At 69.7% G+C, this 22,772-nt stretch carries 26 protein-coding genes; 20 read left to right on the top strand and 6 right to left on the bottom strand.

Features of this window, described 5'->3' with window-relative positions; genetic code table 11:
- Positions 1 to 96 precede the first annotated feature (96 nt).
- The 7 genes from ASF65_RS05920 (at position 97) to ASF65_RS05890 (ending at position 4,909) form a co-directional block, all read left to right on the top strand.
- Positions 97 to 924: a ferredoxin--NADP reductase gene (locus ASF65_RS05920; RefSeq protein ID WP_055886587.1), complete on the top strand. Its 828-nt coding sequence runs from the start codon at positions 97 to 99 to the stop codon at positions 922 to 924.
- A gap of 34 nt (positions 925 to 958) precedes the next feature.
- Positions 959 to 1,804: an alpha/beta hydrolase gene (locus tag ASF65_RS05915; protein ID WP_055886539.1), complete on the top strand. Its 846-nt coding sequence runs from the start codon at positions 959 to 961 to the stop codon at positions 1,802 to 1,804.
- Between the two features lie 23 nt (positions 1,805 to 1,827).
- Positions 1,828 to 2,076, top strand: coding sequence for an Lrp/AsnC ligand binding domain-containing protein (locus ASF65_RS05910; RefSeq protein ID WP_055886538.1), 249 nt, complete (start codon positions 1,828 to 1,830; stop codon positions 2,074 to 2,076).
- A gap of 3 nt (positions 2,077 to 2,079) precedes the next feature.
- Positions 2,080 to 2,943, top strand: coding sequence for a dihydroneopterin aldolase (locus ASF65_RS05905; RefSeq protein WP_055886535.1), 864 nt, complete (start codon positions 2,080 to 2,082; stop codon positions 2,941 to 2,943).
- 127 nt (positions 2,944 to 3,070) lie between these two features.
- A complete protein-coding gene (locus ASF65_RS05900) occupies positions 3,071 to 3,715 on the top strand; it encodes an amino acid kinase (protein ID WP_055886532.1) in 645 nt (214 codons plus the stop codon).
- Positions 3,712 to 4,578, top strand: a complete 867-nt coding sequence (locus ASF65_RS05895) for an urease accessory protein UreD (protein WP_244486571.1) — start codon at positions 3,712 to 3,714, stop codon at positions 4,576 to 4,578. The genes ASF65_RS05900 and ASF65_RS05895 overlap by 4 nt, the downstream gene beginning before the upstream one ends.
- 28 nt (positions 4,579 to 4,606) lie before the next feature.
- Positions 4,607 to 4,909 (top strand): urease subunit gamma, encoded by a 303-nt coding sequence (locus ASF65_RS05890; protein WP_055886529.1) that lies wholly within the window; start codon positions 4,607 to 4,609, stop codon positions 4,907 to 4,909.
- Here ASF65_RS05890 and ASF65_RS05885 read toward each other — a convergent pair.
- Positions 4,884 to 5,129 (bottom strand): hypothetical protein, encoded by a 246-nt coding sequence (locus ASF65_RS05885; RefSeq protein WP_055886527.1) that lies wholly within the window; start codon positions 5,127 to 5,129, stop codon positions 4,884 to 4,886. The genes ASF65_RS05890 and ASF65_RS05885 overlap by 26 nt on opposite strands.
- Before the next feature lie 221 nt (positions 5,130 to 5,350).
- On the opposite strand from ASF65_RS05885, the gene ASF65_RS05880 reads away from it, so the two are divergent.
- On the top strand, positions 5,351 to 5,662 hold the full coding sequence (locus tag ASF65_RS05880; protein WP_055886582.1) for an urease subunit beta: 312 nt from the start codon (positions 5,351 to 5,353) through the stop codon (positions 5,660 to 5,662).
- 14 nt (positions 5,663 to 5,676) lie between these two features.
- Here ASF65_RS05880 and ASF65_RS05875 read toward each other — a convergent pair whose 3' ends face one another.
- Together ASF65_RS05875 and ASF65_RS05870 are read right to left on the bottom strand one after the other, a co-directional pair.
- Positions 5,677 to 6,183 (bottom strand): hypothetical protein, encoded by a 507-nt coding sequence (locus ASF65_RS05875; protein ID WP_055886524.1) that lies wholly within the window; start codon positions 6,181 to 6,183, stop codon positions 5,677 to 5,679.
- Between the two features lie 127 nt (positions 6,184 to 6,310).
- Positions 6,311 to 6,727, bottom strand: a complete 417-nt coding sequence (locus ASF65_RS05870) for a hypothetical protein (protein ID WP_055886522.1) — start codon at positions 6,725 to 6,727, stop codon at positions 6,311 to 6,313.
- Between the two features lie 132 nt (positions 6,728 to 6,859).
- On the opposite strand from ASF65_RS05870, the gene ureC reads away from it, so the two are divergent.
- Genes ureC through ASF65_RS05835 form a run of 8 tightly spaced genes read left to right on the top strand, consistent with a single transcriptional unit; the run spans position 6,860 to position 12,871 of the window.
- Entirely contained in the window at positions 6,860 to 8,572 is a 1,713-nt protein-coding gene (gene ureC / locus ASF65_RS05865) for an urease subunit alpha (protein ID WP_082505212.1), read from the top strand.
- A 9-nt stretch (positions 8,573 to 8,581) separates the two neighbouring features.
- The gene (locus ASF65_RS05860; RefSeq protein ID WP_055886516.1) at positions 8,582 to 9,040 is read left to right on the top strand and encodes a DUF29 domain-containing protein; all 459 of its coding nucleotides are present in this window, start codon (positions 8,582 to 8,584) and stop codon (positions 9,038 to 9,040) included.
- Positions 9,037 to 9,396: an MliC family protein gene (locus ASF65_RS05855; protein WP_055886515.1), complete on the top strand. Its 360-nt coding sequence runs from the start codon at positions 9,037 to 9,039 to the stop codon at positions 9,394 to 9,396. Before ASF65_RS05860 ends, ASF65_RS05855 begins: the two co-directional genes overlap by 4 nt.
- Positions 9,393 to 9,860, top strand: coding sequence for an urease accessory protein UreE (locus ASF65_RS05850; RefSeq protein WP_055886512.1), 468 nt, complete (start codon positions 9,393 to 9,395; stop codon positions 9,858 to 9,860). Before ASF65_RS05855 ends, ASF65_RS05850 begins: the two co-directional genes overlap by 4 nt.
- Positions 9,853 to 10,524, top strand: coding sequence for an urease accessory protein UreF (locus ASF65_RS05845; protein ID WP_055886579.1), 672 nt, complete (start codon positions 9,853 to 9,855; stop codon positions 10,522 to 10,524). Before ASF65_RS05850 ends, ASF65_RS05845 begins: the two co-directional genes overlap by 8 nt.
- Entirely contained in the window at positions 10,521 to 10,901 is a 381-nt protein-coding gene (locus ASF65_RS21250; protein WP_156369183.1) for a hypothetical protein, read from the top strand. The genes ASF65_RS05845 and ASF65_RS21250 overlap by 4 nt, the downstream gene beginning before the upstream one ends.
- Complete coding sequence (gene ureG, locus ASF65_RS05840) at positions 10,898 to 11,530, top strand: urease accessory protein UreG (RefSeq protein WP_055886577.1); 633 nt, start codon at positions 10,898 to 10,900, stop codon at positions 11,528 to 11,530. Before ASF65_RS21250 ends, ureG begins: the two co-directional genes overlap by 4 nt.
- 3 nt (positions 11,531 to 11,533) lie before the next feature.
- Positions 11,534 to 12,871 carry an 8-oxoguanine deaminase gene (locus tag ASF65_RS05835; protein ID WP_055886510.1) on the top strand — a complete coding sequence of 446 codons (1,338 nt, stop codon included), beginning with the start codon at positions 11,534 to 11,536 and terminating at the stop codon, positions 12,869 to 12,871.
- Positions 12,872 to 12,878: 7 nt separating this feature from the next.
- Here the strand turns inward: ASF65_RS05835 and ASF65_RS05830 are convergent, their stop codons facing one another.
- The 3 genes from ASF65_RS05830 to puuE all read right to left on the bottom strand — a co-directional run bounded on the left by ASF65_RS05830 (position 12,879) and on the right by puuE (position 17,526).
- A complete protein-coding gene (locus ASF65_RS05830) occupies positions 12,879 to 15,485 on the bottom strand; it encodes a membrane-bound PQQ-dependent dehydrogenase, glucose/quinate/shikimate family (RefSeq protein WP_055886508.1) in 2,607 nt (868 codons plus the stop codon).
- A 107-nt stretch (positions 15,486 to 15,592) separates the two neighbouring features.
- Positions 15,593 to 16,090 (bottom strand): ureidoglycolate lyase, encoded by a 498-nt coding sequence (locus ASF65_RS05825; RefSeq protein WP_055886505.1) that lies wholly within the window; start codon positions 16,088 to 16,090, stop codon positions 15,593 to 15,595.
- Complete coding sequence (gene puuE, locus ASF65_RS05820) at positions 16,087 to 17,526, bottom strand: allantoinase PuuE (protein ID WP_055886501.1); 1,440 nt, start codon at positions 17,524 to 17,526, stop codon at positions 16,087 to 16,089. Before puuE ends, ASF65_RS05825 begins: the two co-directional genes overlap by 4 nt.
- Positions 17,527 to 17,696: 170 nt before the next feature.
- Here puuE and uraH point away from each other — a divergent pair, with 170 nt between their 5' ends.
- The 4 genes from uraH to xdhC are packed head-to-tail and all read left to right on the top strand — an operon-like array spanning position 17,697 to position 22,745.
- Positions 17,697 to 18,068 (top strand): hydroxyisourate hydrolase, encoded by a 372-nt coding sequence (uraH, locus tag ASF65_RS05815; RefSeq protein ID WP_055886496.1) that lies wholly within the window; start codon positions 17,697 to 17,699, stop codon positions 18,066 to 18,068.
- Complete coding sequence (gene xdhA / locus ASF65_RS05810) at positions 18,068 to 19,510, top strand: xanthine dehydrogenase small subunit (protein ID WP_055886494.1); 1,443 nt, start codon at positions 18,068 to 18,070, stop codon at positions 19,508 to 19,510. The genes uraH and xdhA overlap by 1 nt, the downstream gene beginning before the upstream one ends.
- On the top strand, positions 19,510 to 21,912 hold the full coding sequence (gene xdhB / locus ASF65_RS05805; protein ID WP_082505209.1) for a xanthine dehydrogenase molybdopterin binding subunit: 2,403 nt from the start codon (positions 19,510 to 19,512) through the stop codon (positions 21,910 to 21,912). The genes xdhA and xdhB overlap by 1 nt, the downstream gene beginning before the upstream one ends.
- 5 nt (positions 21,913 to 21,917) lie before the next feature.
- On the top strand, positions 21,918 to 22,745 hold the full coding sequence (xdhC, locus tag ASF65_RS05800) for a xanthine dehydrogenase accessory protein XdhC (protein ID WP_055886571.1): 828 nt from the start codon (positions 21,918 to 21,920) through the stop codon (positions 22,743 to 22,745).
- The last annotated feature ends 27 nt before the right edge of the window (positions 22,746 to 22,772 follow it).

Raw genomic sequence — 22,772 nt, 5'->3', positions numbered from 1 at the left:
AAACGGTTGGGCGATAACCTCAGCGGGGCTTCTGTTGCACCGCATCCGGCTCTATCTCCGGGGCCGATACACGATCTCTTGCCCGAAGGTTCGATCATGACCGCCACCGCCGAGACCGCGGCCCAGGCTTCCGGCGCGCCCGGCTTCCCGATCCCCGCCAACGTCTTCGCCGAGACGGTGACCGAGGTGAAGCACTACACGGACTCCCTGTTCAAGTTCCGGATGACGCGTCCGCCAAGCTTCCGCTTCCGCACCGGCGAGTTCGCGATGATCGGCCTGCCCAACGCCGAGAAGCCGGTGTTCCGCGCCTATTCGATCGCCAGCCCCTCTTGGGACGAGGAGCTCGAGTTCTTCTCGATCAAGGTGCCGGATGGCCCGCTCACCGAGCACCTGCAGAAGATCCGGCCGGGCGACACGGTGCTGATGCGCAAGAAGCCGACGGGCACGCTGGTGCTCGACGCGCTCCTGTCGGGCAAGCGGCTCTATCTCTTCTCGACCGGCACCGGCATCGCGCCCTTCGCCGGCACGATCCGCGATCCGGAGACCTACGAGAAGTTCGATCAGGTCATCCTGACCCACACGACGCGCACCCTCGCCGAACTTCACTACGGCGAAGAGCTGGTCGAGGCGTTGAAGACCGACGAGATCCTCGCCGAGATCAGCCAGGGCAAGCTCCTCTACCACGGCTCGGCCACCCGCGAGGGCGAGCATAAGGGCGAGCGCATCACGACGCTGATGGAGACCGGCAAGCTCTTCACCGATCTCGGCGTGCCGCCGATCGATCCGGCCGAGGACCGCGCGATGATCTGCGGCTCGATGGCGATGCTGAAGGACACGGCTGCCATGTGCGAGCGCTTCGGGCTCGTCGAGGGTTCCAACGCCAATCCGGGCACCTATGTCGTGGAGCGCGCCTTCGTCGACTGATAGAACGGGGCTCGTTTCCCGCCGGAGAGCCCCGATGACAGCCTGGACGCCCGTCGCCGACTTCGACGCCGCCTACGACAATTCGGCGGCGGTGCAGGGCTCGGCCGTGATCATCGCCGAGCTTCCGCGCCTCGCCGCCGCCTATCGGGAAGCGGCGCGCGCGCGGGGCTTTGCCGAGTTCGACATTCCCTACGGCCCGCACGAGCGGCATCGGCTTGACCTCTTCCGGCCCGACCGCGACACCCCGGCCGGCCTCGTCGTCTATGTCCACGGCGGCTACTGGAAGGCGCTCGACAAGTCGGTCTGGTCGCATCTGGCAAGGGGCGCGCGCGACAACGGGTTCGCGGTCGCCGTCCCAAGCTATCGCCTGGCGCCGGAAGCGCGCGTCGCCGAGATCGGCGAGGACGTCGCACGCGCGATCGTCTATGCCGCGGGCGTCGTCCAGGGTCCGATCCGCCTCGTCGGGCACTCCGCCGGCGGACATCTCGTGGCGCGTCAGATCGCCAGCGATTCGCCGCTGCCCGCTCCCGTCATGTCCCGCATCGATCTGGTGGTGCCGATCAGCGGCCTGTCGGATCTGCGACCCATCCGTCGCACGCGCATGAACGACATCCTGCGCATCGACGAGCGGGAAGCGCGCGCCGAAAGCCCGGCGCTGCTCGAACCCGTGGTCGACTGCCGGATCGAGGCCGTGGTCGGCGCGGACGAGCTTCCCGAGCTGCGACGCCAGACGGACGCGCTCGCCTCGGCCTGGGCGGGGCTCGGCGCGCGCATCACCGCGACCGAACTTCCCGGCACCCATCACTTCGACGTCGTCGAGAGCCTCGGGCAGGCCTCCGGCCGGCTGTCGCGGCTTTTGACGGGCGGCGCGCCGCTCTGATAGGCGAAGGCCGGAGGTCCCCCATGCAAGCCATCTTCGTTCAGTTCAAATGCCGCCCGGGCAAGGCCTATGCCGTGGCCTCGGCCCTCGTCGAGACGGTCGAGGAAATCTCCGAGGTCTATTCGACGTCGGGCCAATACGACCTCATCGCCAAGTTCTATCTGGAGGCCGGCCGCGACATCGGCCATTTCGTCACCGAGCGCCTGCAGGTGCTCGACGGGGTGTCGGATACGTTCACGACGGTCGCCTTCAAGGCGTTCGGACGCGCCTGACCGATGGCGTATAAGTCCTGCCGTCTGGCCGCGCTGGTCTCCTCGCCGGACGAGGCCCGCCGGGCCTTGGAGGCGGGGGCCTACTACGTGCTCGCCCCGACGCGCCGCGATCGCTCCGGCCTCGGCGTGCCCGACCGATTGAAGGGCGACGGTGAGCAGACGCTGTATGCGATCGCGGCCGACGAGTCCCTCCCGTCCGAGCCGCGGCGGGTGCGCAGCGTCGAGACGCCGGCCGATCCGGCCGCCCTGCGGGGCGACGCGGGCGGTATCGTCCTGCTCGATCCCGGCCGGCCGATCCTGCGCGCCTTTTCCGCCGAGACCATCGCCCACCACATCGCGGCGTGCCGGGCGGCCGGCGCCGAATGCTGGCTCGCCGGCGCGCTAGAACTGCCCGACATCCCGCGGCTGATGGCCCTCCTGCCGGACGTTCTGGTCGTCGAGGGCTTCGACGAGGCGGCGCTGGCTCAGGCCGGCCGGATGCTGCGCTCGGCCGAGGCACCGCTCGCCGATGCGCCGACCGATCTCATCCGCGTCACCAACTTCACGCTGCAGGCGCGGGTCGGGGCCTACGGCTTCGAGCGCGAGCGAAACCAACGCGTCCGCTTCAGCGTCGAGGCGTCCGTCCGGCGTTCGATCGCGGGCGTGCCGAGGGCGATGGGCGACGTCTATTCCTATGACATCGTCATGGACGCCGCGCGACGGCTATGCGAGCGCGGGCACACCGACCTCGTGGAGACGCTGGCCGAGGAACTCGCGGCCGAGCTTCTGACGGACCGCCGGGTCGCCGAGGTGATGGTGCGCGTGGAAAAACTCGACCTCGGGCCTGAGGCGGTCGGCATCGAGATCCGGCGGAAAGCGGCCGGATAGGGCGAGCTTGCCTCGGGCTCACGCATGCGTGAGAAGGAACCTTCCAACCCGCAGGAAACTTGTTCAAAATACGGCGCGGGGCAGGATCGCCGCGTGCGTGTTTCGGTTGAGTCGGGAGTTGCCTGAAATGAAGGACGTCCTCGTCGTCAAGTTCGGCGGAAGCTCGATCGCGTCGACGGACCTGCGCAAGTGGGTCGAGGCGATCGAGAAGTCCAAGCGCCGCCTCGTGGTCGTGCCCGGCGGCGGCCCGTTCGCCAAGCTCGTGCGCCAGTACCAGACCCGCATCGGCTACGACGACGACGCGGCCCATCGCATGGCGATCCTCGGCATGGAGCAGTTCGGCCACGCGCTGGCGAGCCTGGGTACGCGCCTGCGCCCGGCCGCGACGCTGGACGCGATCGCCGCCGCGCACGGCGAGGGCCTGATCCCCGTTTGGATGCCGGCCAAGCTCGTCATCCGCGCCGACGAGATCGAGCACACCTGGAGCACCACGTCGGACAGTCTCGCCGCCTGGCTCGCCGGCCAGTTCGAGGGCGCCTCGCTCTGCCTCATCAAGCAAATCGACCTGCCGGCGGGCTCCACGATCGAAGCCGTATCGGCCGCCGGCGTCGTCGACACCGGCTTTGCCAGCCTTCTCCATCCGGCGACGCGCGTCTTCGTCGCCGGCCCGTCCGATCTTGCCATTGCCGGCCGGCGGCTGGCGGAGGGGGCCGTGCCCGGTCGCGAGGTGACGCACGAGAAGCAGAACGGCTTCGTCGAAGCCGCGCAGTGACGCTTCTGGACGACGCGCCCACCAGCCCGCAGACGCCGTTTTCCGCCGTCGAGCCGCCGCGCCTCCAGCGCGCGAGAGGCGAGGCGCGCGCGAGCGTCGGGCCGGTCCCACGGGGGCCGCGCACCCGCACCGCCATCCGCCGCCTCCATCAGGCCGGCTGCCTCAAGCTCCGCTTTCCGCGTCTTGCGAGCGAAGAGTGCCAGGCCGTCATCATCAACACGTCGGGCGGTCTCACCGGCGGCGACCGGCTGACGCTCGGCTTCGAGGTCGAGCCGCGCGGGGCGCTGACCGTCACCACCCAAGCCTGCGAGCGCGTCTACCGCTCCACCGGCGGCGCGGCCGACGTCGACCTGTCGATGCGCCTCGGGGCGGGCGCGTCGCTCGCCTACCTGCCGCAGGAGACGATCCTCTTCGAGGGCGGGCGCTTGTCGCGCCGTCTCACGCTCGATGCCGCCGCCGACAGCCGGTTCCTGCTTCTGGAAAGCGTGATCCTCGGCCGCGCGGCGATGGGGGAGACGGTCGTCGACGGCCTCATCGCCGATCGCTGGCGCATCCGGCGCGAGGGGCGGCTGGTTCTGGCCGAAGACCTCCGCCTCGGCGGCGACATCTCGGCGCTCGGGCGGGAGGGCGCGACGCTCAACGGCGCTCGCGCCTTTTCGACGCTGGTCTGGCAGGGGCCGGACGCCGCCGGGATGCTGGCGGGCGTGCGCGCCGGGCTGGGCCCGACCGAGGGCGCGAGTCTCGTCGATGGCCTTCTCGTGGTGCGCATCGTGGCGGCGGACGGCTACGTCTTGAGAAAACGCCTCATGCCGCTGGTCGCCCGTCTGGCGCACGCCCCTCTGCCGCTAGTATGGTCGATGTGAATCCTGCGACCGATCGGAATCGAGCCTGATGAACCTGACCCCGCGCGAGAAGGACAAACTCCTGGTGGCCATGGCGGCGATCGTGGCGCGCAAGCGCCTCGAGCGGGGCGTGAAGCTCAATCACCCGGAGGCCATCGCCCTGATCACCGATTTCGTGGTCGAGGGCGCGCGCGACGGGCGCTCGGTGGCCGATCTGATGGAGGCGGGCGCCCATGTCGTCACCCGCGATCAGGTGATGGAGGGCATCGCCGAGATGATCCACGACATTCAGGTCGAGGCGACGTTTCCGGACGGCACCAAGCTCGTCACGGTGCACGAGCCGATTCGCTGACCGCCTCGCCCGGCATCATCGCGACGACCTCTTCGCGCGGTGCCGAGACGATGAAGCGATAGCTGCGCGTCGCGTGCGAATAGTAGGCCGGTCCGCTCGATCCGTTCATCGTCACGTTGCGGACCTGGAACGGTTCGGGCGCGCCCGCCGGGATCGCCGTGCCCGCCGTTCCCAGGATGGCCGCCGCCAGCGCGAAGGCGCCTGTCAGCTTGCGTTTCATGGTCGCTCATTCCCTGTGCCGCCGGTTCTATCGTCGTTCGGCGCTTGCCCGCCGCCGCTGACCGGCTTGTCTGGATCTGAAAACTAGCAGCGCGAGGTTTCGATCCGGTGTCGCCCGATCGGGTGCGCCAGCGCGGTCTCTTCGGACCTGCGGCTTTGACAGGGGCAGCCCGCGACGCCATGATCGCGGGACACAAGGCGACCGGCAGGCAGGCGAGAACGATGATCCCAGGCGAGATCCTGACGCGCGAGGGCGAGATCGTTCTCAACGAGGGGCGCGAGGCGCTGAGCTTGAAGGTCGCCAACACCGGCGATCGCCCGATCCAGGTCGGGTCGCACTACCACTTCGCCGAGACCAACCCGGCGCTCGACTTCGACCGGGCGGCCGCGCGCGGGATGCGCCTCGACATCGCGGCGGGAACGGCCGTGCGGTTCGAGCCCGGCCAGTCGCGCGACGTGCGCCTGATCGCCCTGTCGGGCGACCGGCAGGTTCATGGCTTCAACGGCCGGGTCGGCGGCGCGCTGGACGGCTGACCGCCCGCCGCCGCTCAGTTGCCGCGCGAATCGGGCGTCGCGTTGGGGCCCATGCGAAGCGCCGAGCGGATGGCGCCGAGGTCGACGTTCACGCGCGGGCGCGGGATATTGTAGAGCGAGGCCGGACCGGCACCGGCCTGGCCGTATCCCGTGCCGTTCGAGCCGCTGGAGCCGAGCGTTCCGTCGCTGCCGATGGTCGATGCCGCGCCGACATTGCCGGTGCGCGCGGCCGCATCCGCGTTGATCGGGTTGAGCGTGGTCGAGCCGGCCGTCGCGCGCTGCTGCGTCGAGGTCGCGCTGGAACCGACGCCGCCCGACGAGCCGACCGCATTGGCCGCGCCGCCGAGGCTCGGCGTCACGCCGCCGCCCGTCGTGCCGCTGCCACCGATGCTGGATCCGCCGGTGCCCGACGATCCGACCGAGTTCGACGCGCCGCCGAGCGACTGCGCGCCGGCCGGAATCGCGATCGACACGGCGGCGAAGGTGGCAAGAGCGAGAAGCGACGACGGAGCGCGGCGCATGGGACAGGCCTTTCGGGGTTGGGGCGCTCGCTGCGAATTGGCTGCGCGCAGCCCTGAAACAGGGACGGACTTCGTATCCGCTATATCCGCAAAAGTCTGAGCGCTTGTTTAAGTTGCATCCGCCCCGCTAGCGCACGATCCGGGCGCGGCGCGGCGGCGAGATCGGCCGCGTCACGCCGCTGTTGTTGATCACCGAACCGTCCGAGCGCGCAAAGTCGCCCGCCGTGTCCGGCCCGATCGTCGAGCGCCCTTTTGCCGCGCGCAGGCGCGTCGAGGTTCCGTCGGCGTCGGGCCGCACGACGCGCGGCCGAAGATACGAATTGTCGTAGTCCCGCCCATAGGTCCGCTCTTCCACCGTGTCGCCGAACACCGGGGCGTTCGGAATGGAGAGGGGGCGAGAGGGCGCGCGGTAGCCGCCGATCGGGGCGCCCGACATCGACTGGCCGACCACCGTGCCCTGCGGGCCGGGATCGAAGGGCTGGGCGGCCGCGGGGGCGGCGAACGACGAAGCGGCAGCGAGGGCGAGGAGTGCTCGGACGATCATGTGAGGTTCCGTGTTCTCCAAGTGCAACGCGCGAGGCGGGAAAAAAGCTCGGGGCTCGGCCGCGGTGGGAAGACAAGCCGGCTTCGGGCGCTTAAGTCTTTTGCGGTGCAAACGCCCGACGCCGGAGGAGCCGTGTCCACTTCGATCTCCCGCCCCGCCTATGCCGCCATGTACGGGCCGACGACCGGCGACCGCGTCAGGCTGGCCGACACCGATCTCCTGATCGAGGTGGAGAAGGATCTGACCACCTACGGCGAGGAGGTCAAGTTCGGCGGCGGCAAGGTGATCCGCGACGGCATGGGCCAGTCGCAGCGAAGCCGAGCCGAGGGGGCGGTCGACACCGTCATCACCAACGCGCTGATTCTCGACCACTCCGGCATCTACAAGGCCGATATCGGCCTTCGCGGCGGACGCATCGCGGCCATCGGCAAGGCCGGCAACCCGGACACGCAGCCGGGCGTCACCATCGTCGTCGGCCCCGGCACCGAGGCGATCGCGGGCGAGGGCAAGATCGTCACCGCCGGCGGCATCGACAGCCACATCCACTTCATCTGCCCGCAGCAGATCGACGAGGCGCTGTATTCGGGCGTCACCACCATGATCGGCGGCGGGACGGGGCCGGCCCACGGCACGCTCGCCACGACCTGCACGCCCGGCCCCTGGCACCTCGCGCGCATGCTCCAGTCGCTCGACGCCTTCCCGATGAACTTCGCATTGTCGGGCAAGGGCAACGCCTCGCAGCCGCAGGCGCTGGTCGAGATGGTGAAGGCGGGCGCGGCGGCCCTCAAGCTGCACGAGGACTGGGGCACGACGCCGGCCGCGATCGACTGCTGCCTCTCGGTCGCCGACGACTACGACGTGCAGGTGATGATCCACACCGATACGCTGAACGAATCGGGCTTCGTCGAGAACACGGTGGACGCCTTCAAGGGGCGCACGATCCATGCCTTCCACACCGAAGGGGCGGGTGGCGGCCACGCGCCCGACATCATCAAGGTCTGCGGCCTGCCCAACGTCCTGCCGGGTTCGACCAACCCGACGCGCCCCTACACGGTGAACACCCTGGAAGAGCATCTCGACATGCTCATGGTGTGCCACCATCTCGACGCCTCGATTCCGGAAGACATCGCCTTTGCCGAGTCGCGCATCCGCAAGGAGACGATCGCGGCCGAGGACATCCTCCACGACATCGGCGCCTTCTCGATCGTCTCGTCGGACTCCCAAGCCATGGGCCGCGTCGGCGAGGTGGTGATCCGCACCTGGCAGACCGCCGACAAGATGAAGAAGCAGCGCGGCGCCCTCAAGGGCGAGACCGGCGACAACGACAACCTGCGCGCCCGGCGCTATGTCGCGAAATACACGATCAACCCGGCGATCGCGCACGGCCTCTCGCGCGAGATCGGCTCCGTCGAGGTCGGCAAGCGCGCCGATCTCGTGATCTGGGATCCCGCCTTCTTCGGTGTGAAGCCGGCCATGGTGCTCCTCGGCGGCACGATCGCCGCCGCCCCGATGGGCGACCCCAACGCCTCGATCCCGACGCCGCAGCCGATGCACTACCGCCCGATGTTCGGCGCCTTCGGCAAGGCGGTGGGCGCGAGCGGCGTCACCTTCGTCTCCGGCGCCGCGATGGCCGATGGCCTGCGGGAGAAGCTCGGCTGCGAGAAGACGTTCCTCGCGGTCGAGAACACGCGGTCCGGCATCTCGAAGGCTTCGATGATCCTCAACGACGCGACGCCGCACATCGAGGTGAACCCCGAGACCTACGAGGTGCGCGCCGACGGCGAGCTCCTCACCTGCGAGCCCGCCAAGGTGCTGCCGATGGCGCAGCGGTACTTCCTGTTCTAGGCTTCCCGCATGGCCAAGCCGCAGCCCGCCGACCTGCCGCTCTACGAGCGCGACTTCTATGCCTGGACCCAGGACCAGGCGGCGAAGCTGCGCGCGCGGGCGCACAACTCGATCGACTGGGACAACGCGGCGGAGGAACTTGAAAGTTTGGGTGACTCGCAGCGGAACGAGATCGAAAGCCGGATGAATGTGCTGTTGGTTCATCTCCTGAAATGGCGATACCAGCCCGATCGCCGATCCGGCAGCTGGAAGGGCTCGATCGTCGAGCAGCGCAACCGTCTGCAACGCCGGATCGCCAAGAGCCCAAGCCTGAAGGCTTACCCTGCCGAGGTGCTCGGCGACGAATACGCGCTCGCCCGGACTCTTGCCGCAGCCGAAACCGAGTTGCCTGAGGACGTCTTCCCGCACGAATGCCCTTTCACGCTCGAGGACATCCTCGACCCCGCCTTCTACCCGGACGGCGAATGAAGAGGGTCCGAAAAGCGCTGGCGGTCCTTCTGGCGTCTGTCGGCGGCGCGCAGGCCGATCCCCTGACGCTCGACCTGCCGGGAACGCCGGAGCGCATGCGCTTCACCTACGAATGCTCCGACGGCGTGGCCCGCGTGGTCGAATACGTCAATCTGCCCGACAACGACCTCGCGCTGGTCGAGGCGGGCTCGAGCCGGCGGCTCTTCGTCGGCGTCATCGCCGCGTCCGGCGCGAAATACGCGGCCGGCGCGCAGGTCTGGTGGTCGAAGGGCAGCGAAGCCAGCCTCCTTGACGTTACAAAGGGCGACGCGCCGATCGCCGAATGCCAACAATCCAGGAAAGGGTCACGCGGTTGATCGAGGCGGGAGAGATCCGGGAACGCGGGCAGTGGCAAGGGCCGGCCGACGACACGATCACGCTCGACGAGGCGCAGCGCCATCGCCGGCGGATGGCGATGGTGTCGGACGGCGGCATCGCCTTCCTGCTCGACCTGCCGGAAGCGCGCCTCCTCGTCGAGGGCGACGCGATCGCCCTGTCCGACGGGCGTCTCGTCGAGGTGAAGGCAAAGCCCGAGCCGCTCCTGTCCGTAGAGGGACGCGACGCCGACCATCTTCTCCAGATCGCCTGGCAGATCGGCAACCGCCATCTGCCCTGCCAGATCCGCGATGGGCGCATCCTCCTGCGGCGCGACCATGTCATAGCGGACATGCTCAAGGGGCTCGGTGCCCATGTCCACGAGGTCGAGGCGGCCTTCGATCCCGTCGGCGGGGCCTATGCCGGCGGCCACCATCAGGGAAGCCATCACCACGGCCATGACTGACGAGGCGGCCTCCGGCGAATCCAGCGGTCTCGACACGCTCCTGAAGCTCCAGACCTGGCTGTCGCCCGCCTTTCCCATCGGCGCCTTCGGCTATTCCCACGGTCTGGAAGCCGCGATCGCGGACGGCCTCCTCCAGACGGGCGTGGAGTGCGAAGGGTGGATCGCGACGCTTCTCCAGCATGGAAGCGGTTGGAACGACCTCGTGCTGCTAGCGGCTGCCTACCGGGCCGATGCGAGCGAGCTTGCCGAGATTACCGAACTCGGGCTTGCGATGTCCGGCTCGGCCGAGCGGCGGCGCGAGGCGATGGATCTCGGGATCGCGTTCGCGGAAGCTTCAGTGCCTTGGGGCGGCGGACCCAGCCATGCTGCGACCTACCCGGTCGCGGTCGGCGTGCTGGCGTGCCGCGAGGGGCTGCCGCTCGCCGCCGTCTGCGCCGCCTTCGCCCATGCCTTTGCCGCCAATCTCCTCAGCGTCTGCGTCCGGCTCGTGCCGCTCGGCCAGCGCGAGGCGGTCGCGATCCTGCGCAGGCTGGAGCCCGTGCTGGAAGCCGTCGCTCGCCGCGCGGCGGCTTCCACGCTCGACGATCTCGGCTCGGCCGCGATCCTGTCCGAAATCCAGGCGATGCGTCACGAAACTCTGGAAACGAGGCTGTTCCGCTCATGACCACGATCCGAGCGAAGCAAGCCCGTGGGTCTTGGATCGCAAAGCTGGAGAACGGTTGGGAGCGGTTGGGCCTCGCTTCGGATAACCCATGGGTTCCCGTCATCATTGAGGACTGCAGCAATAGGATCGATGGACGCACGATGATCTACCGATCAACAAAAGATCGCAGTGGCCTGGAAGATTGGTGGAATAAGCCCGCAGCCGCTGACTGGCGACGTCTTATGATGGCCGGACATCCAATCCTCCTTCGCAAGGGAATGGACCAAGCGTCCCGAACGGCCGGGAAGAAAATTGCGTTCTTTCGGGTGTCGGAATTCTCGTTCAACGACAGTGAACTCATGTTCAAAGTGGTGGAAAGGCTTGCGGAATGCGCCTGAAAAATAGGAACGGTCCCCTGCGGGTCGGCATCGGCGGTCCCGTGGGCTCAGGCAAGACGACGCTGTGCGAGAAGATCTGCCTTGCCGCTCGCGACCACTGGTCGATCGGCGTCGTCACCAACGACATCTACACCGTGGAGGACGCCGAGGCGCTGGTGCGGCGGCAGGCGCTGCCGGCGGACCGGATCATCGGCGTCGAGACCGGCGGCTGCCCGCACACGGCGATCCGCGAGGATGCCTCGCTCAACCTGCGCGCCATCGCCGACCTGCGGGCGCGCCATCCCGACCTCGACCTCGTGTTGGTGGAGTCGGGCGGCGACAACCTCGCCGCGACCTTCTCGCCCGATCTCGTGGATCTCTCGATCTACGTCATCTCGGTTTGCCAGGGCGACGACATCCCGCGAAAAGGCGGGCCGGCGATCACGCGATCCGATCTCCTCGTCGTCAACAAGACGGACCTTGCCCCTTACGTCGGGGCTGACCTTGAGCGGATGGAGGCGGACGCGGCGCGCGGGCGCAAGGGGCTGCCGACCGTTTTCGCCGACCTGTCGCGCCGCGTCGGGCTGGACGATATCCTGGACTTCCTCGCCGCCACCGGAGGGCTTCCCGCCCGCGCCAGGGCCGCCTGACCCGTGGCGCGCCTGTTCCTGAAGACGCCTCTCGCCATCCTTGCAACGGGCGCCGAGGGCGGCCTTGTGGCGGAGGACGGGCGGATCACCGAACTCGTGCCCGCCGGCGGCCAGCCCTCGGCGCCGGTCGACGAGACGTTCGACGCCTCGGCCCATGTCGTGCTGCCGGGCCTCGTCAACACCCACCATCATTTCTACCAGACGCTGACGCGCGCCCATCCGCAGGCGGTCGACAAGGAGCTGTTTCCCTGGCTGCAGGCGCTCTACCCGATCTGGGCGCGGCTCGATCCGGACTCGTTCCGCCTGTCGGTGCGCCTCGCCCTGACCGAGCTTCTCCTGTCGGGCTGCACCACGGCGGCCGACCACCACTACCTCTTCCCGCAGGGGCTCGGCGACGCGATCGACGTCGAGGCGGAAGAGGCGCGGGCGCTCGGCATCCGCGTGACCTTGACCCGCGGCTCGATGAACCTCAGCCAGAAGGACGGCGGTCTGCCGCCCGACTCGGTGGTGCAGGACGAGGACGAGATCCTCGCCGATTCCGAGCGTCTCCTTTCCACCCTGCATGAGCCGGGCGAGGGAGCAATGGTGCAGGTGGCGCTGGCGCCCTGCTCGCCCTTTTCCGTCACCAAGAGCCTGATGGAGAAGAGCGCGGGCCTTGCCGAGCGCCATGGCGCGCGCCTTCACACCCATCTCGGCGAGACGGAGGATGAGAACCGCTTCTGCCTGGAGCGATTCCAGTGCCGGCCGGTGGACTACCTCGAGGAGGTCGGCTGGCTCGGACCCCGCACCTGGCTTGCCCACGGCATCCATTTCACCAGCGAGGAGTGCCGGCGGCTCGGAGCGCACAAGGTCGGCGTCTGCCATTGCCCGACCTCGAACGCCGTGCTCGCCTCCGGCTTCTGCCCGACGGCCGAGCTCGAAGTGGCCGGCAGCCCCGTTGGTCTCGGCGTCGACGGCTCGGCCTCGAACGACTCGTCCAACATGATGGAGGCGGTGCGCCACGCGCTGATGGTCAACCGCCTCGCGCGCAATTCGGCCTCGGCCGTCACCGCGCGCGACGCCATTCGCTGGGGCACGGAGGGTTCGGCGGCCTGCCTCGGGCGGACCGACATCGGCCGCATCGCCGTCGGGATGCAGGCCGACCTCGCGCTGTTCACGCTGGATGAGTTGCGCTTTTCCGGCGCCCACGACCCGATCGCCGCGCTCGTCCTCTGCGGGGCGACGCGGGCGGACCGGGTGATGGTGGCCGGTCGCTGGCGCGTCGTGGACGGCCAGCCGGTCGGCGTCGACCTCGCCCGGCTGCGGTGCGAGCATGGGGCTGCCGCGCGCCGCTTTGCCTAAAAGCGGATCAGCCGCCCTGCGGCAGGGCGTAGGCGATGACGGAATCGCCGCGCTGGGTGCCGAGCGAGCCGTGTCCGCCGGCGACGACGAGGAGATACTGCCGCCCGTCGGCGCCGCGATAGGTCATCGGCGTGGCCTGACCGCCGGCCGGAAGGCGCGCCTTCCAGAGTTCCTCGCCCGTCGTCACGTCGTAGCCGCGCACGTAGTAGTCGATCGTGCCCGACAGGAAGGCCACGCCGCCCGCCGTCATCATCGGCCCGCCGAGGTTGGGCACGCCCATGCGGAAGGGCAGGGGAACCGGCGCGGCGTCGCGCGTCGTGCCGTTCTTGTGCATCCAGGCCGTCTCGCCGGTGGTGAGGTCGACGCCCGCGACGTAACCCCAGGGCGGCTGCTGGCAGGGAAGGCCGAGAACGGACGTGAAGGGCCCAAGCTCGATCGCGTAAGGCGCGCCGAAGTTCTCGTTCAAGGCCGGCAGCGCACCTTCGGGCTGGCTCTGGTTGACCACCAGCGTCCGGTCGTTCGGCCGCGGCACGAGGCGCGAGGTGAAGGCGAGATAGGTGGGCGTCGCAAACATCACGCCGCGCGCCGGGTCCACCGCCACGGAGCCCCAGTTGAAGACGCCGAAATTGCCGGGATAGATCAGCGAGCCGTCGAGCGAGGGCGGCGTGAAGCGGCCGCCGTAGTTCAACCCATGGAAGGCGATGCGGCAGGCGAGCTGGTCGAACATCGTGGCGCCCCACATGTCGCGCTCGCGCAGAGGGGGCGGGTCGAAGGAGATCGCGGATTTCGGCTGCGTCGGCGCGGCCCGGTCGGGAAGAACGGCGCCGCCTGGTGCCGGCTTCTCGACGACGGGCATCACCGGCTCGCCGGTGCGCCGGTCGAGCACGAAGATTTCGCCCTGCTTCGTCGGCTGCACCAGCGCGGGCACGATCTCGCCGCCGATCGGCAGGTCGACGAGGCTCGGCTGCGCCGGCACGTCGTAGTCCCACAGGTCGTGGTGCACGGTCTGGAAGTGCCAGCGCGGCTGACCAGTTCGGATGTCGAGCGCGACGATCGAGGACGAGTATTCCTCGACCTGCGGCGAGCGGTTGGCGCCCCACTGATCCGGCGGCTGGTTGCCGAGCGGCACGTAGACGAGCCCGAGGTTCTCGTCGGCGCTCATGATCGACCAGGAGTTCGGGCTGTTGGGCGTGTAGGTCTGCCCTTCCGCGATCGGCTGGGTTTCGTTCGGCTTGCCCGAATCCCAGTTCCACAGGAGGTCGCCCGTCGTGATGTCGAAGGCGCGGATGACGCCGGACGCCTCGGCCGTCGACACGTTGTCGAGCACCGTGCCGCCGACGATCACGCTGTTGCCGGCGACGATCACCGGCGAGGTCGAGTAATAGGAGCCGGGATTGACGTTGGGCATGCGGTCCCAGAGGTCGATCTGCCCGTCGCCGCCCCCGGCGTTGGAGCAGACCGCGCCGGTCTCGGGATCGAGGATCACGATCCGCCCGTCCGCGGTCGGCATGAAGAGCTTGTCGTCGCAGATCGTGGTGCGCGCGTTGGCGACGGCGACCGGCAGGCCGGGGTCCGTGTTTCCGCCGGTCTGGTCGACCGGGGCGCCGCCGGTGCCGGCGGGCGTGCCGGCGGTCTCCTGGGGTGCCGTCAGGCCGCCCTCCACTGAAAGCCCGGTGGCGGTGCCTTCCGGCGCGCCCGTGCTGGCCGGAGCGGCCGGCGTCGTCGCGGCGCCGGTCTGTGTGCCGGCGGCCCCGGCGGCGGCAGCGCTCTGGTAGGACAGGCCGCGGCACGTGAGGTGCTGGAGCGCGAGTTCGCCCTGGATCACCGGATCGTAGCGCCAGATCTCGGCGCCGGTCGTGGCATCGAGCGCGATGACGTTCTGGTGCGGGGAGCAGAGATAGAGCCGCTCGCCGATCTTGAGCGGCGTGACCTCGAAGGTCGTCTCCTTGGGGTCGCCCGGCTGCGGCTTGTCGCCGGTCTCGAACTGCCAGGCGACCTGCAGCGAGGCGACGTTGGCGGGCGTGATGTCGCCGAGCGGCGAATAGCGCTGGCCCATCTGGCTGCGCCCGTAGGCAAGCCATTCACCCTCCGGAATGCCGTTGTCGGCGGCCCCGAGACGCGTGCCGGGAAGCTCGCCCTCCTTGGCGTGGAGATCGGTGAACCAGGAGGTGCCGGCAACCGCGACGGCCACCAGCAGCGAGGCGGTCAGGAAGGCGCCGTGCCCTTTCAGCGGCGAGACGCTGCGGTCGCGCCCGTTCAGCGCATCGGCGACGCTTCGCCGCGAGAGGGGCCGGGTGATCCACGGAAGGAGCAGCAGTGCGCCGAGCACGAAGACGACGTCGCCGCGCGCGGCCAGCGGCCACCAGTCGAAGCCGACCTCGTAGAGCGCCCAGATCAGGGTGCCGATCACGAGAACCGCGAAGACGCCGAGCGCCTCCGGGCGGGCGCGGTGGAGGAGATAGGCGGTGCCGAGGAAGAGCAGCGAGGCGACGACGTAGTAGGCCGAGCCGCCGATGGCGAGGAGCCAGCCGCCACCGAGGAGCAGGGCGATGCCGCACAGCCCGATCACCCAAGTCATGAGGCGAAGAAACGCGGGCGTGGTTCGCTGCGGCATCGGGCATCCTTTCGCCCGGACGCGACACGGCTCCCTCGCGAAGCCGTGAACCCTGCCGGACTGACGCGACATGTCGCGACATTGCGCCGCGTCAAGCGCGAGGTGGTTCAGCGGTCCACGAGAACCGGCGCGTCCAGCACGTACTCGGCCAGATTGACGCCCGAGCCGCCGCGATCGACGACGAGGAAGTCGGACCGCTCGCCCAGCGCGACCAGCGGGTGGTGCCAGGTGCCCCGTGCGTAGGAGACCCCTTGCGCACCGCTCGCCATGAAGGCGACGGGCTCGCCGGGCCGCCCGTCCGCATCGCTTGCCACGACCACGAGGTAGGGGCGGCCCTCCAGCGGCATGAAGGCCTGGCTGCCGAGCGGGTGCCGCTCCAGCATCTCGACGCGAAAGGGAAGATCGAACGGCTTGCCGCGGAAGATCGAGATCAGCGCATGACCGCCGCCCGACGACACGTCCACCGGCGCGATGTCGTGGAAGCGCGTCGTGGTGCCGTTGTTGATGAGCCGGATCTCGGTGCAGTTGTCGGGCTCGATCACCTCGCCGAACGGGCGGAAGGCTTCCGCCGTCAGCGGCACGGCCCGGAGCGTGCGAAGGCTCATGCGGCGCTTCCGAGCATCGCGTCGAGGCGCAGGCGGGCGATCCGCTCGACCTCTCCGCAGGCCGTGCGGAACTCGGTTTCCTCGTCGTTCGAGACGCGGCTCTCGAAGGCGGCGAGGATGTCCTCCTTCGAACGACCGCGCACCGCGATGATGAAGGGAAAGCCGAAGCGCGACTGATAGCGGGCGTTGAGGTCGGTGAAGCGGGCGAGCTCGTCGGGCGTCAGGCGGTCGAGGCCGGCGGACGCCTGCTCGGCCGAGGAGTCGGCCGTAAGGTCGCCGGCGAGCGCGAGGCGCCCGGCGAGATCGGGGTGCGCGCGCAGGACGCCGAGCCGCTCCTCCCGGCTGGCGCGGCGAAACTGGACGGCGAGCGCGGCGGCCAGTCCCTCCGCGGTGTCGTTGGCAGGCCCGAGGCCGCGGTCGAGGGCGCGCTCGGCGATGAAGCGCGAATGCTCGTAGATGCCGCCGAACATTTCGAGGAACACGGCCCGCTCCAGGCGATGCGGGCTGATCGTCTCGCGGTGGGGGAAGCGGGCGCGCCAGTGACGGGCGATGTCGGCGCGCGTGGCGACCCAGACGTCGGGCTTGGAGCGGACGTAGTCGAGGAAGCGTGCGAGCGCGGCCGAGCGGCCGGGACGGCCGACGAGGCGGCAGTGGAGGCCGATGTTCAGCATCTTGGCCGCGCCCGCCTCGCCCTCGGCATAGAGCGCGTCGAAGGCGTCCTTGAGGTAGGTGTAGAACTGCTCGCCCGTGTTGAAGCCCTGCGGCGTCGCAAAGCGCATGTCGTTGGTGTCGAGCGTGTAGGGCAGGACGAGGATCGGCCTGGTGCGCGTTTCCTGCCAGTAGGGCAGGTCGTCGGCATAGGAGTCGGAGACGTAGAGGAAGTCGCGCTCGGCGGCAAGTTCCAGCGTGTGCTCGGAGGAGCGGCCGGTGTACCAGCCGAGCGGCGGCTCGCCCGTCACCGCCTCGTGCAGGGCCAGCGCCTCGTCCATGTCGGCGCGCTCGGCATCGGCGGCGTGGTCGCGGTAGTCGATCCATTTCAGCCCGTGCGAGGCGATCTCCCAGCCGGCCTCGCGCATCGCGGCCACCTGTTCTGGGCTGCGCTCCAGCGCGGTGGCGACGCCGTAGACCGTGACCGGCATCTGGCGTTCGGTGAACAGCCGCCAGAGCCGCCAGAAGCCGGCGCGCGCGCCGTACTCGTAGATCGATTCCATGTTCATGTGGCGCTGTCCCGGCCAGGGCGCGGCGCCGACAATCTCCGACAGGAACGCCTCGGACGCCTTGTCGCCGTGGATCACGGCATTCTCGCCGCCTTCCTCGCAGTTCACCACGAACTGGACGCAGATCTTCGCCGCGCCGGTGCCGTTCGGGTTCGGCCAATGCGGGTCCGGCGCGTTGCGGCCGTAGCCGCTGAGGTCGCGTGGGTAGGAACTGGTCATCGGGCTCGCCTCGGCTGTGTCGCGTGCGTGGCCTTTGGATACGCGCTTCGGGCCGCCGTTGCCAAGGCGGGCGCGGCGCCCGGGCGCTTCAACCTTTCTGCTGGACGAGGCGTCGCGAACGGGTGCAGACTGGCGCACCGGACGATCGAGACGGAACGGATCCTCGCACGATGCCATCACTGCCCCCCGGCTCCGGCCGGCTGACGACGCATGTTCTGGACACGGCCCGCGGCACCCCTGCGCGCGGGCTGGAACTCGTGCTCCACCGGCTGGACGGCGAGCGGCGGGACCTCGTCGGCGAAGGGCGCACCAACGAGGACGGGCGCTGCGACGCCCCGCTGATGCAGGGCGAGGGCTTCCGGCACGGGACCTACGAGATCACCTTCTTCTGCGGCCCTTATTTCGACGCGCAGGGCGTCGTGCTCGACCAGCCGAAGTTCCTCGACGACGTCGTGATCCGCTTCGGCATCTCGGAGGACCGCCACTACCACGTGCCGCTGCTCCTATCGCCCTTCGGCTACTCGACCTATCGGGGGAGCTGATGGCGCCGATCCGCTTCATCCTGAACGGTGAGGAGCGCAGCGTGGAGGGGCTGGCACCCACCACCACGGTTCTCCAGTACCTGCGCGGACCCGCCGAGCGCCTGACCGGCACGAAGGAAGGCTGCGCGGAAGGGGACTGCGGCGCCTGCACCGTCATGGTCGAGGAGCCGGACGGGCAGGGCGGCCTGAAGCGGCGGGCCCTGAACGCCTGCATCCTGTTCCTGCCGGCGCTGCACGGGCGCTCGGTCGAGACCGTGGAGCATCTGGCCTCGGCCGGCGGGCTGCACCCCGTGCAGGAGGCCATGGTCGAGCGCCACGCCAGCCAATGCGGCTTCTGCACGCCGGGTTTCGTGATGCAGCTCTACGCCGGCTGGCGCACGGGGGCGCTCACCGACCGGCAGTCGGTCAAGGACGTCGTCTCGGGCAATCTCTGCCGCTGCACCGGCTACGGGCCGATCGTGGACGCGGGGCTCGCCGTGGCGTCCGTCCCGATGCCCGACACCGGACCCGAGGACGCGCTGCGCTCCGAGGCGCTCCAGTCGCTCCGCGGCGACGACCTCTTCCGCTACGAGGCGGCCGGCGCGACCTGGCTCTCGCCCGCCGACGTCGATCAGCTGGCCGACACCTATGCCGCCCACCCCAAGGCGACGCTGGTGGCCGGCGCCACCGATGTCGGCCTCTGGGTGACGAAGCAGCACCGCAGCTTCGAGACCCTGATCGACGTGTCGCGCGTCCATGATCTCCGCCATGTGGAGGAAGGGCCGGAAAGCCTGTTCTTCGGCGCCGCCGTGACCCATGCCGACGCCCGCGCGCGGCTGGCCGAGCTGCATCCCGACCTCGGCGAGGTGATGCGCCGCTTCGCCGGCTATCAGGTGCGCAATGCCGGGACGGTCGGCGGCAACATCGCCAACGGCTCGCCGATCGGCGACTTGGCCCCGGTGCTGATCGCGCTCGGCGCGACCCTTTACCTGCGGCAGGGCGAAGCGGTGCGGCGGCTGCCGCTCGAAGACTTCTTCCTCGAATACGGCAAACAGGACCGCCGCGAGGGCGAGTTCGTGGTCGCCGTCGAGGTGCCGTTCCTGAAGGAAGGCGAGCGCTTCTCGGCCTCCAAGATGTCCAAGCGCATGGATTCCGATATCTCGGCCGTCCTCGCCGCCTTCAAGCTCGGCTTCGAGGGCGAGCGCGTCGTGACCGCGCGGCTTGCCTTCGGGGGCATGGCGGGAACGCCGAAGCGCGCGCTCGCCGCCGAAGCGATGCTGGTCGGCCGCCCCTTCGACGAGGCGGCGGTGAGGGACGCCGCAGCGGCGCTGGCAGACGATTTCCAGCCGCTCAGCGACATGCGCGCGAGCGCCGACTATCGCCTGAAGACCGCGGCCGCCTGTCTCGAGCGCTTCCGGCTCGAGCTCTCGGGCGTTCCCACGAGGATTTCGGAGGTCGCGTGATGGACGAGACCCGCATCCAGGACCGCGGCGAGGCCGGCACGGTCGATCCCGCCGCGCTCGACGAGGCGCCGCCCGCGCCCCGCACCCGCCTGAAGGGCGGCGTCGGCCAGCCGATCCGCCACGACAGCGGCGTGAAGCACGTCACCGGCGAGGCGCGCTACACCGACGACGAGCCCGAGCTTCCCGGCACGCTTCAGGTCTTCATCGCCATGAGCCCGCGCGCCAACGCGGCGATCCTGTCGATGGATCTCGATCCCGTGCGCGCGGCACCGGGCGTCGCCTGCGTGCTTGGCGCCGGAGACATTCCCGGCATCAACGACTATTCGCCGGTCTTCGGCGACGACCCGATCTTTGCGGACGGCACGGTCCACTATGTCGGGCAGCCGCTCTTCGCGGTGGCGGCGGCGGACCTGCGCACCGCGCGCATGGCCGCGAAGCTCGCCAGGGTCGAGTATGCCGGCGCCCCGCCGGCGATCACGATCGACGAGGCGCTGACCGTCGCAGACGAGGCCGGCGAGGACCTGCTGCCGCCCCATGAGATGCGGCTCGGTGATGCGGCGGCCGCGATCGCGGGCGCGCCGCACAGAATCGAGGGACGTGTCGAAACCGGCGGCCAGGACCATTTCTACCTTGAAGGCCAGATCGCCGTCGCGATCCCTTTGGAGGACGGCGACGTCCTCGTGCGCTCCTCGACGCAGCATCCGTCCGAAGTGCAGCACAATGTGGCGAAAGCCCTCGGACGGCCGGACAACGCCGTGACGATCGAGGTGCGGCGCATGGGCGGCGGCTTCGGCGGCAAGGAATCGCAGCCCGCGCTGTTTGCGGCCGTCTGCGCGCTGGTCGCGGTGAAGACGGGGCGGCCCGCCAAGTGCCGGCTCGACCGCGACGACGATATGGAGATGACCGGCAAGCGCCACGAGATGCGCGCCGACTACCGCGTCGGCCACGACGGTGAGGGCCGCATCCTCGGCGCCGAGTTCCGCCACGTGGTTCGCTGCGGCTACTCCAAGGACCTCTCGGGGGCGATCGCAGACCGCGCGATGTTCCACGCCGACAACGCCTACGACCTCCAGGCCGCGCACATCCATTCCCGCCGCCTCAAGACCAACACCGTTTCCAACACCGCATTTCGCGGCTTCGGCGGGCCGCAGGGGATGGTGGCGATCGAGCGGGCGATGGACCGCATCGCCTTCGATCTGAAGCTCGATCCGCTGGACGTGCGCCGGCGCAACTTCTACGCCGCGATGGGCGAGGGAGCGCCCGGCCGTACGCCCTACCACATGGCGGTCGAGGATTGCGTGATCGCCGAGATCGTCGCGGAACTCGAGGCGTCGAGCGACTACCGCGCGCGGCGCCGGGCCGTCGAGGCCTTCAACGCATCGAGCCCGATCCTCAAGAAGGGCCTCGCGTTGACACCGGTGAAGTTCGGCATCTCCTTCACGACGACGCATCTCAACCAGGCCGGCGCGCTGGTCCACGTCTACAAGGACGGCTCGGTCCATCTCAACCACGGCGGCACGGAGATGGGGCAGGGCCTCTTCACCAAGGTCGCGCAGGTCGTCGCCGAGGAGTTCCAGATCGACGTTGCGGACGTGAAGATCACCGCGACCACCACCGCCAAGGTGCCCAACACGTCGGCCACCGCCGCCTCGTCGGGCTCCGACCTCAACGGCATGGCCGCGCAGGCCGCCGCGCGCACCATCAAGGAGCGGCTGATCGACTACGCCGTCTCGCGCTACAACGTGGCGCGCGAGGCGGTGGTCTTCGGTCCCGGCAAGGTGCGGATCGGCCAGAAGGAACTGCGCTTCCGCGACCTCGTCGGCGAGGCCTATCTCGCCCGCGTCTCGCTCTCCTCGACCGGCTTCTATGCCACGCCCGGCATCGCCTACGACCGCGAGACGGCAAGCGGCAAGCCGTTCTATTACTTCGCCTACGGCGCCTCGTGCTCCGAGGTCGTGATCGACACGCTGACCGGCGAGAACCGCCTCCTGCGCGCCGACATCCTCCACGACGTCGGCCGCTCGCTGAACCCGGCGCTCGACCTCGGACAGGTCGAGGGCGGCTTCATTCAGGGCATGGGCTGGCTCACGATGGAGGAGCTCTGGTGGGACAAGGCGGGGCGGCTGCGCACCCATGCGCCCTCCACCTACAAGATCCCGACCGCCAACGACCGGCCGGACGACCTCCGCGTGACGCTCTGGGACAAGGGCCGCAACCCGGCCGACACGATCTTCCGCTCCAAGGCCGTCGGCGAGCCGCCCTTCATGCTGGCGCTCTCGGTCTTCTCGGCGCTCGGTGACGCAATCTGCGCGGCGGGCGACCGCCGCCGCTTCCCCGATCTCGACGCGCCGGCGACGCCCGAGCGCATCCTCGCCGCCGTCGAGGCGGTGCGGGGGGCTTGAGCTTGCTGGCCGATCTCAAGGCGGCGCTCTCCGCGCGCGATCCCGCGATCGTCGTCAGGGTCGAGCGCGCCGAGGGCTCGACGCCGCGCGAGGCGGGGGCCGCGATGCTCGTCACGGCGTCCGGCGTCTTCGGCACGGTCGGCGGCGGCGCGCTCGAGATGGAGGGCATCGCGGAGGCGCGGCGCATGCTGGCGGCCTGCGAGCGCGAGGGGCGGCTCGACATCCCGCTTGGCCCCGCCATCGGCCAGTGCTGCGGCGGCCGTGTCGTGCTGGGCCTCCAGCGTGGCACCGCGGCGCTCCTCGAACAGCTGGAGCAGGCCGACGAGACGGCGCGCCTCGGCTGGCCGCACGTCTATATCTTCGGTGCCGGCCACACGGGTCAGGCGACGGCGCGCGCGCTGGCTCCGCTGCCCCTGCGCACGCTGGTGATCGACACGCGGGCGGACCGGCTCGCCGAGCTTCCGCCCGCCATCGAGCGGCGGCGCGCGGCGATGCCCGAGGCCGAGATCGCCGGGGCACCCCGCGGCAGCGCCTTTGTCGTGATGACCCACGATCACGGTCTCGACTTCCTGATCGGGTCCGCCGCGCTCGGGCGGGTGGACGCCGCCTATGTCGGCATGATCGGCTCGGCGACGAAGCGCGAGAAATTCCGGCGATTCCTTAGCCAGCGCGGCGAGGCGGAGCGAATCGGACGGCTCGTTCTGCCGATCGGCGGCTCGGCGGTGCGCGACAAGCGGCCGGCGGTGATCGCCGCGATGGTCGCCGCGGAGCTCGTCGTTCAACTTCTTGGGCAAAACATGGAGCAGGATTGCGCAGGCTTTGCGCCTGCGTAAACTCGGTGCAATATCGGGACCGGGTGT

Source organism: Aureimonas sp. Leaf324 (genome assembly GCF_001423245.1).
Classification (GTDB): Bacteria; Pseudomonadota; Alphaproteobacteria; order Rhizobiales; family Rhizobiaceae; genus Aureimonas.
Note: the sequence above shows the minus strand (reverse complement) of the source record. Positions and strands in the feature narration are given on the sequence as shown.

What these genes read in the sequence shown, in the direction of transcription:
- ASF65_RS05885 (WP_055886527.1), bottom strand. Translation starts at nt 5,129, where the DNA reads ATGAAACGCAAGCTGACAGGCGCCTTCGCGCTGGCGGCGGCCATCCTG.
- ASF65_RS05920 (WP_055886587.1), top strand. Translation starts at nt 97, where the DNA reads ATGACCGCCACCGCCGAGACCGCGGCCCAGGCTTCCGGCGCGCCCGGC.
- puuE (WP_055886501.1), bottom strand. Translation starts at nt 17,526, where the DNA reads ATGACCAGTTCCTACCCACGCGACCTCAGCGGCTACGGCCGCAACGCG.
- xdhA (WP_055886494.1), top strand. Translation starts at nt 18,068, where the DNA reads ATGGCGCCGATCCGCTTCATCCTGAACGGTGAGGAGCGCAGCGTGGAG.
- ASF65_RS05910 (WP_055886538.1), top strand. Translation starts at nt 1,828, where the DNA reads ATGCAAGCCATCTTCGTTCAGTTCAAATGCCGCCCGGGCAAGGCCTAT.
- ASF65_RS05825 (WP_055886505.1), bottom strand. Translation starts at nt 16,090, where the DNA reads ATGAGCCTTCGCACGCTCCGGGCCGTGCCGCTGACGGCGGAAGCCTTC.
- ASF65_RS05845 (WP_055886579.1), top strand. Translation starts at nt 9,853, where the DNA reads ATGACTGACGAGGCGGCCTCCGGCGAATCCAGCGGTCTCGACACGCTC.
- ASF65_RS05830 (WP_055886508.1), bottom strand. Translation starts at nt 15,485, where the DNA reads ATGCCGCAGCGAACCACGCCCGCGTTTCTTCGCCTCATGACTTGGGTG.
- ASF65_RS21250 (WP_156369183.1), top strand. Translation starts at nt 10,521, where the DNA reads ATGACCACGATCCGAGCGAAGCAAGCCCGTGGGTCTTGGATCGCAAAG.
- ASF65_RS05855 (WP_055886515.1), top strand. Translation starts at nt 9,037, where the DNA reads ATGAAGAGGGTCCGAAAAGCGCTGGCGGTCCTTCTGGCGTCTGTCGGC.
- ASF65_RS05870 (WP_055886522.1), bottom strand. Translation starts at nt 6,727, where the DNA reads ATGATCGTCCGAGCACTCCTCGCCCTCGCTGCCGCTTCGTCGTTCGCC.
- xdhB (WP_082505209.1), top strand. Translation starts at nt 19,510, where the DNA reads ATGGACGAGACCCGCATCCAGGACCGCGGCGAGGCCGGCACGGTCGAT.
- ASF65_RS05905 (WP_055886535.1), top strand. Translation starts at nt 2,080, where the DNA reads ATGGCGTATAAGTCCTGCCGTCTGGCCGCGCTGGTCTCCTCGCCGGAC.
- ASF65_RS05880 (WP_055886582.1), top strand. Translation starts at nt 5,351, where the DNA reads ATGATCCCAGGCGAGATCCTGACGCGCGAGGGCGAGATCGTTCTCAAC.
- ASF65_RS05875 (WP_055886524.1), bottom strand. Translation starts at nt 6,183, where the DNA reads ATGCGCCGCGCTCCGTCGTCGCTTCTCGCTCTTGCCACCTTCGCCGCC.
- ASF65_RS05900 (WP_055886532.1), top strand. Translation starts at nt 3,071, where the DNA reads ATGAAGGACGTCCTCGTCGTCAAGTTCGGCGGAAGCTCGATCGCGTCG.
- uraH (WP_055886496.1), top strand. Translation starts at nt 17,697, where the DNA reads ATGCCATCACTGCCCCCCGGCTCCGGCCGGCTGACGACGCATGTTCTG.
- ASF65_RS05890 (WP_055886529.1), top strand. Translation starts at nt 4,607, where the DNA reads ATGAACCTGACCCCGCGCGAGAAGGACAAACTCCTGGTGGCCATGGCG.
- ASF65_RS05860 (WP_055886516.1), top strand. Translation starts at nt 8,582, where the DNA reads ATGGCCAAGCCGCAGCCCGCCGACCTGCCGCTCTACGAGCGCGACTTC.
- ASF65_RS05915 (WP_055886539.1), top strand. Translation starts at nt 959, where the DNA reads ATGACAGCCTGGACGCCCGTCGCCGACTTCGACGCCGCCTACGACAAT.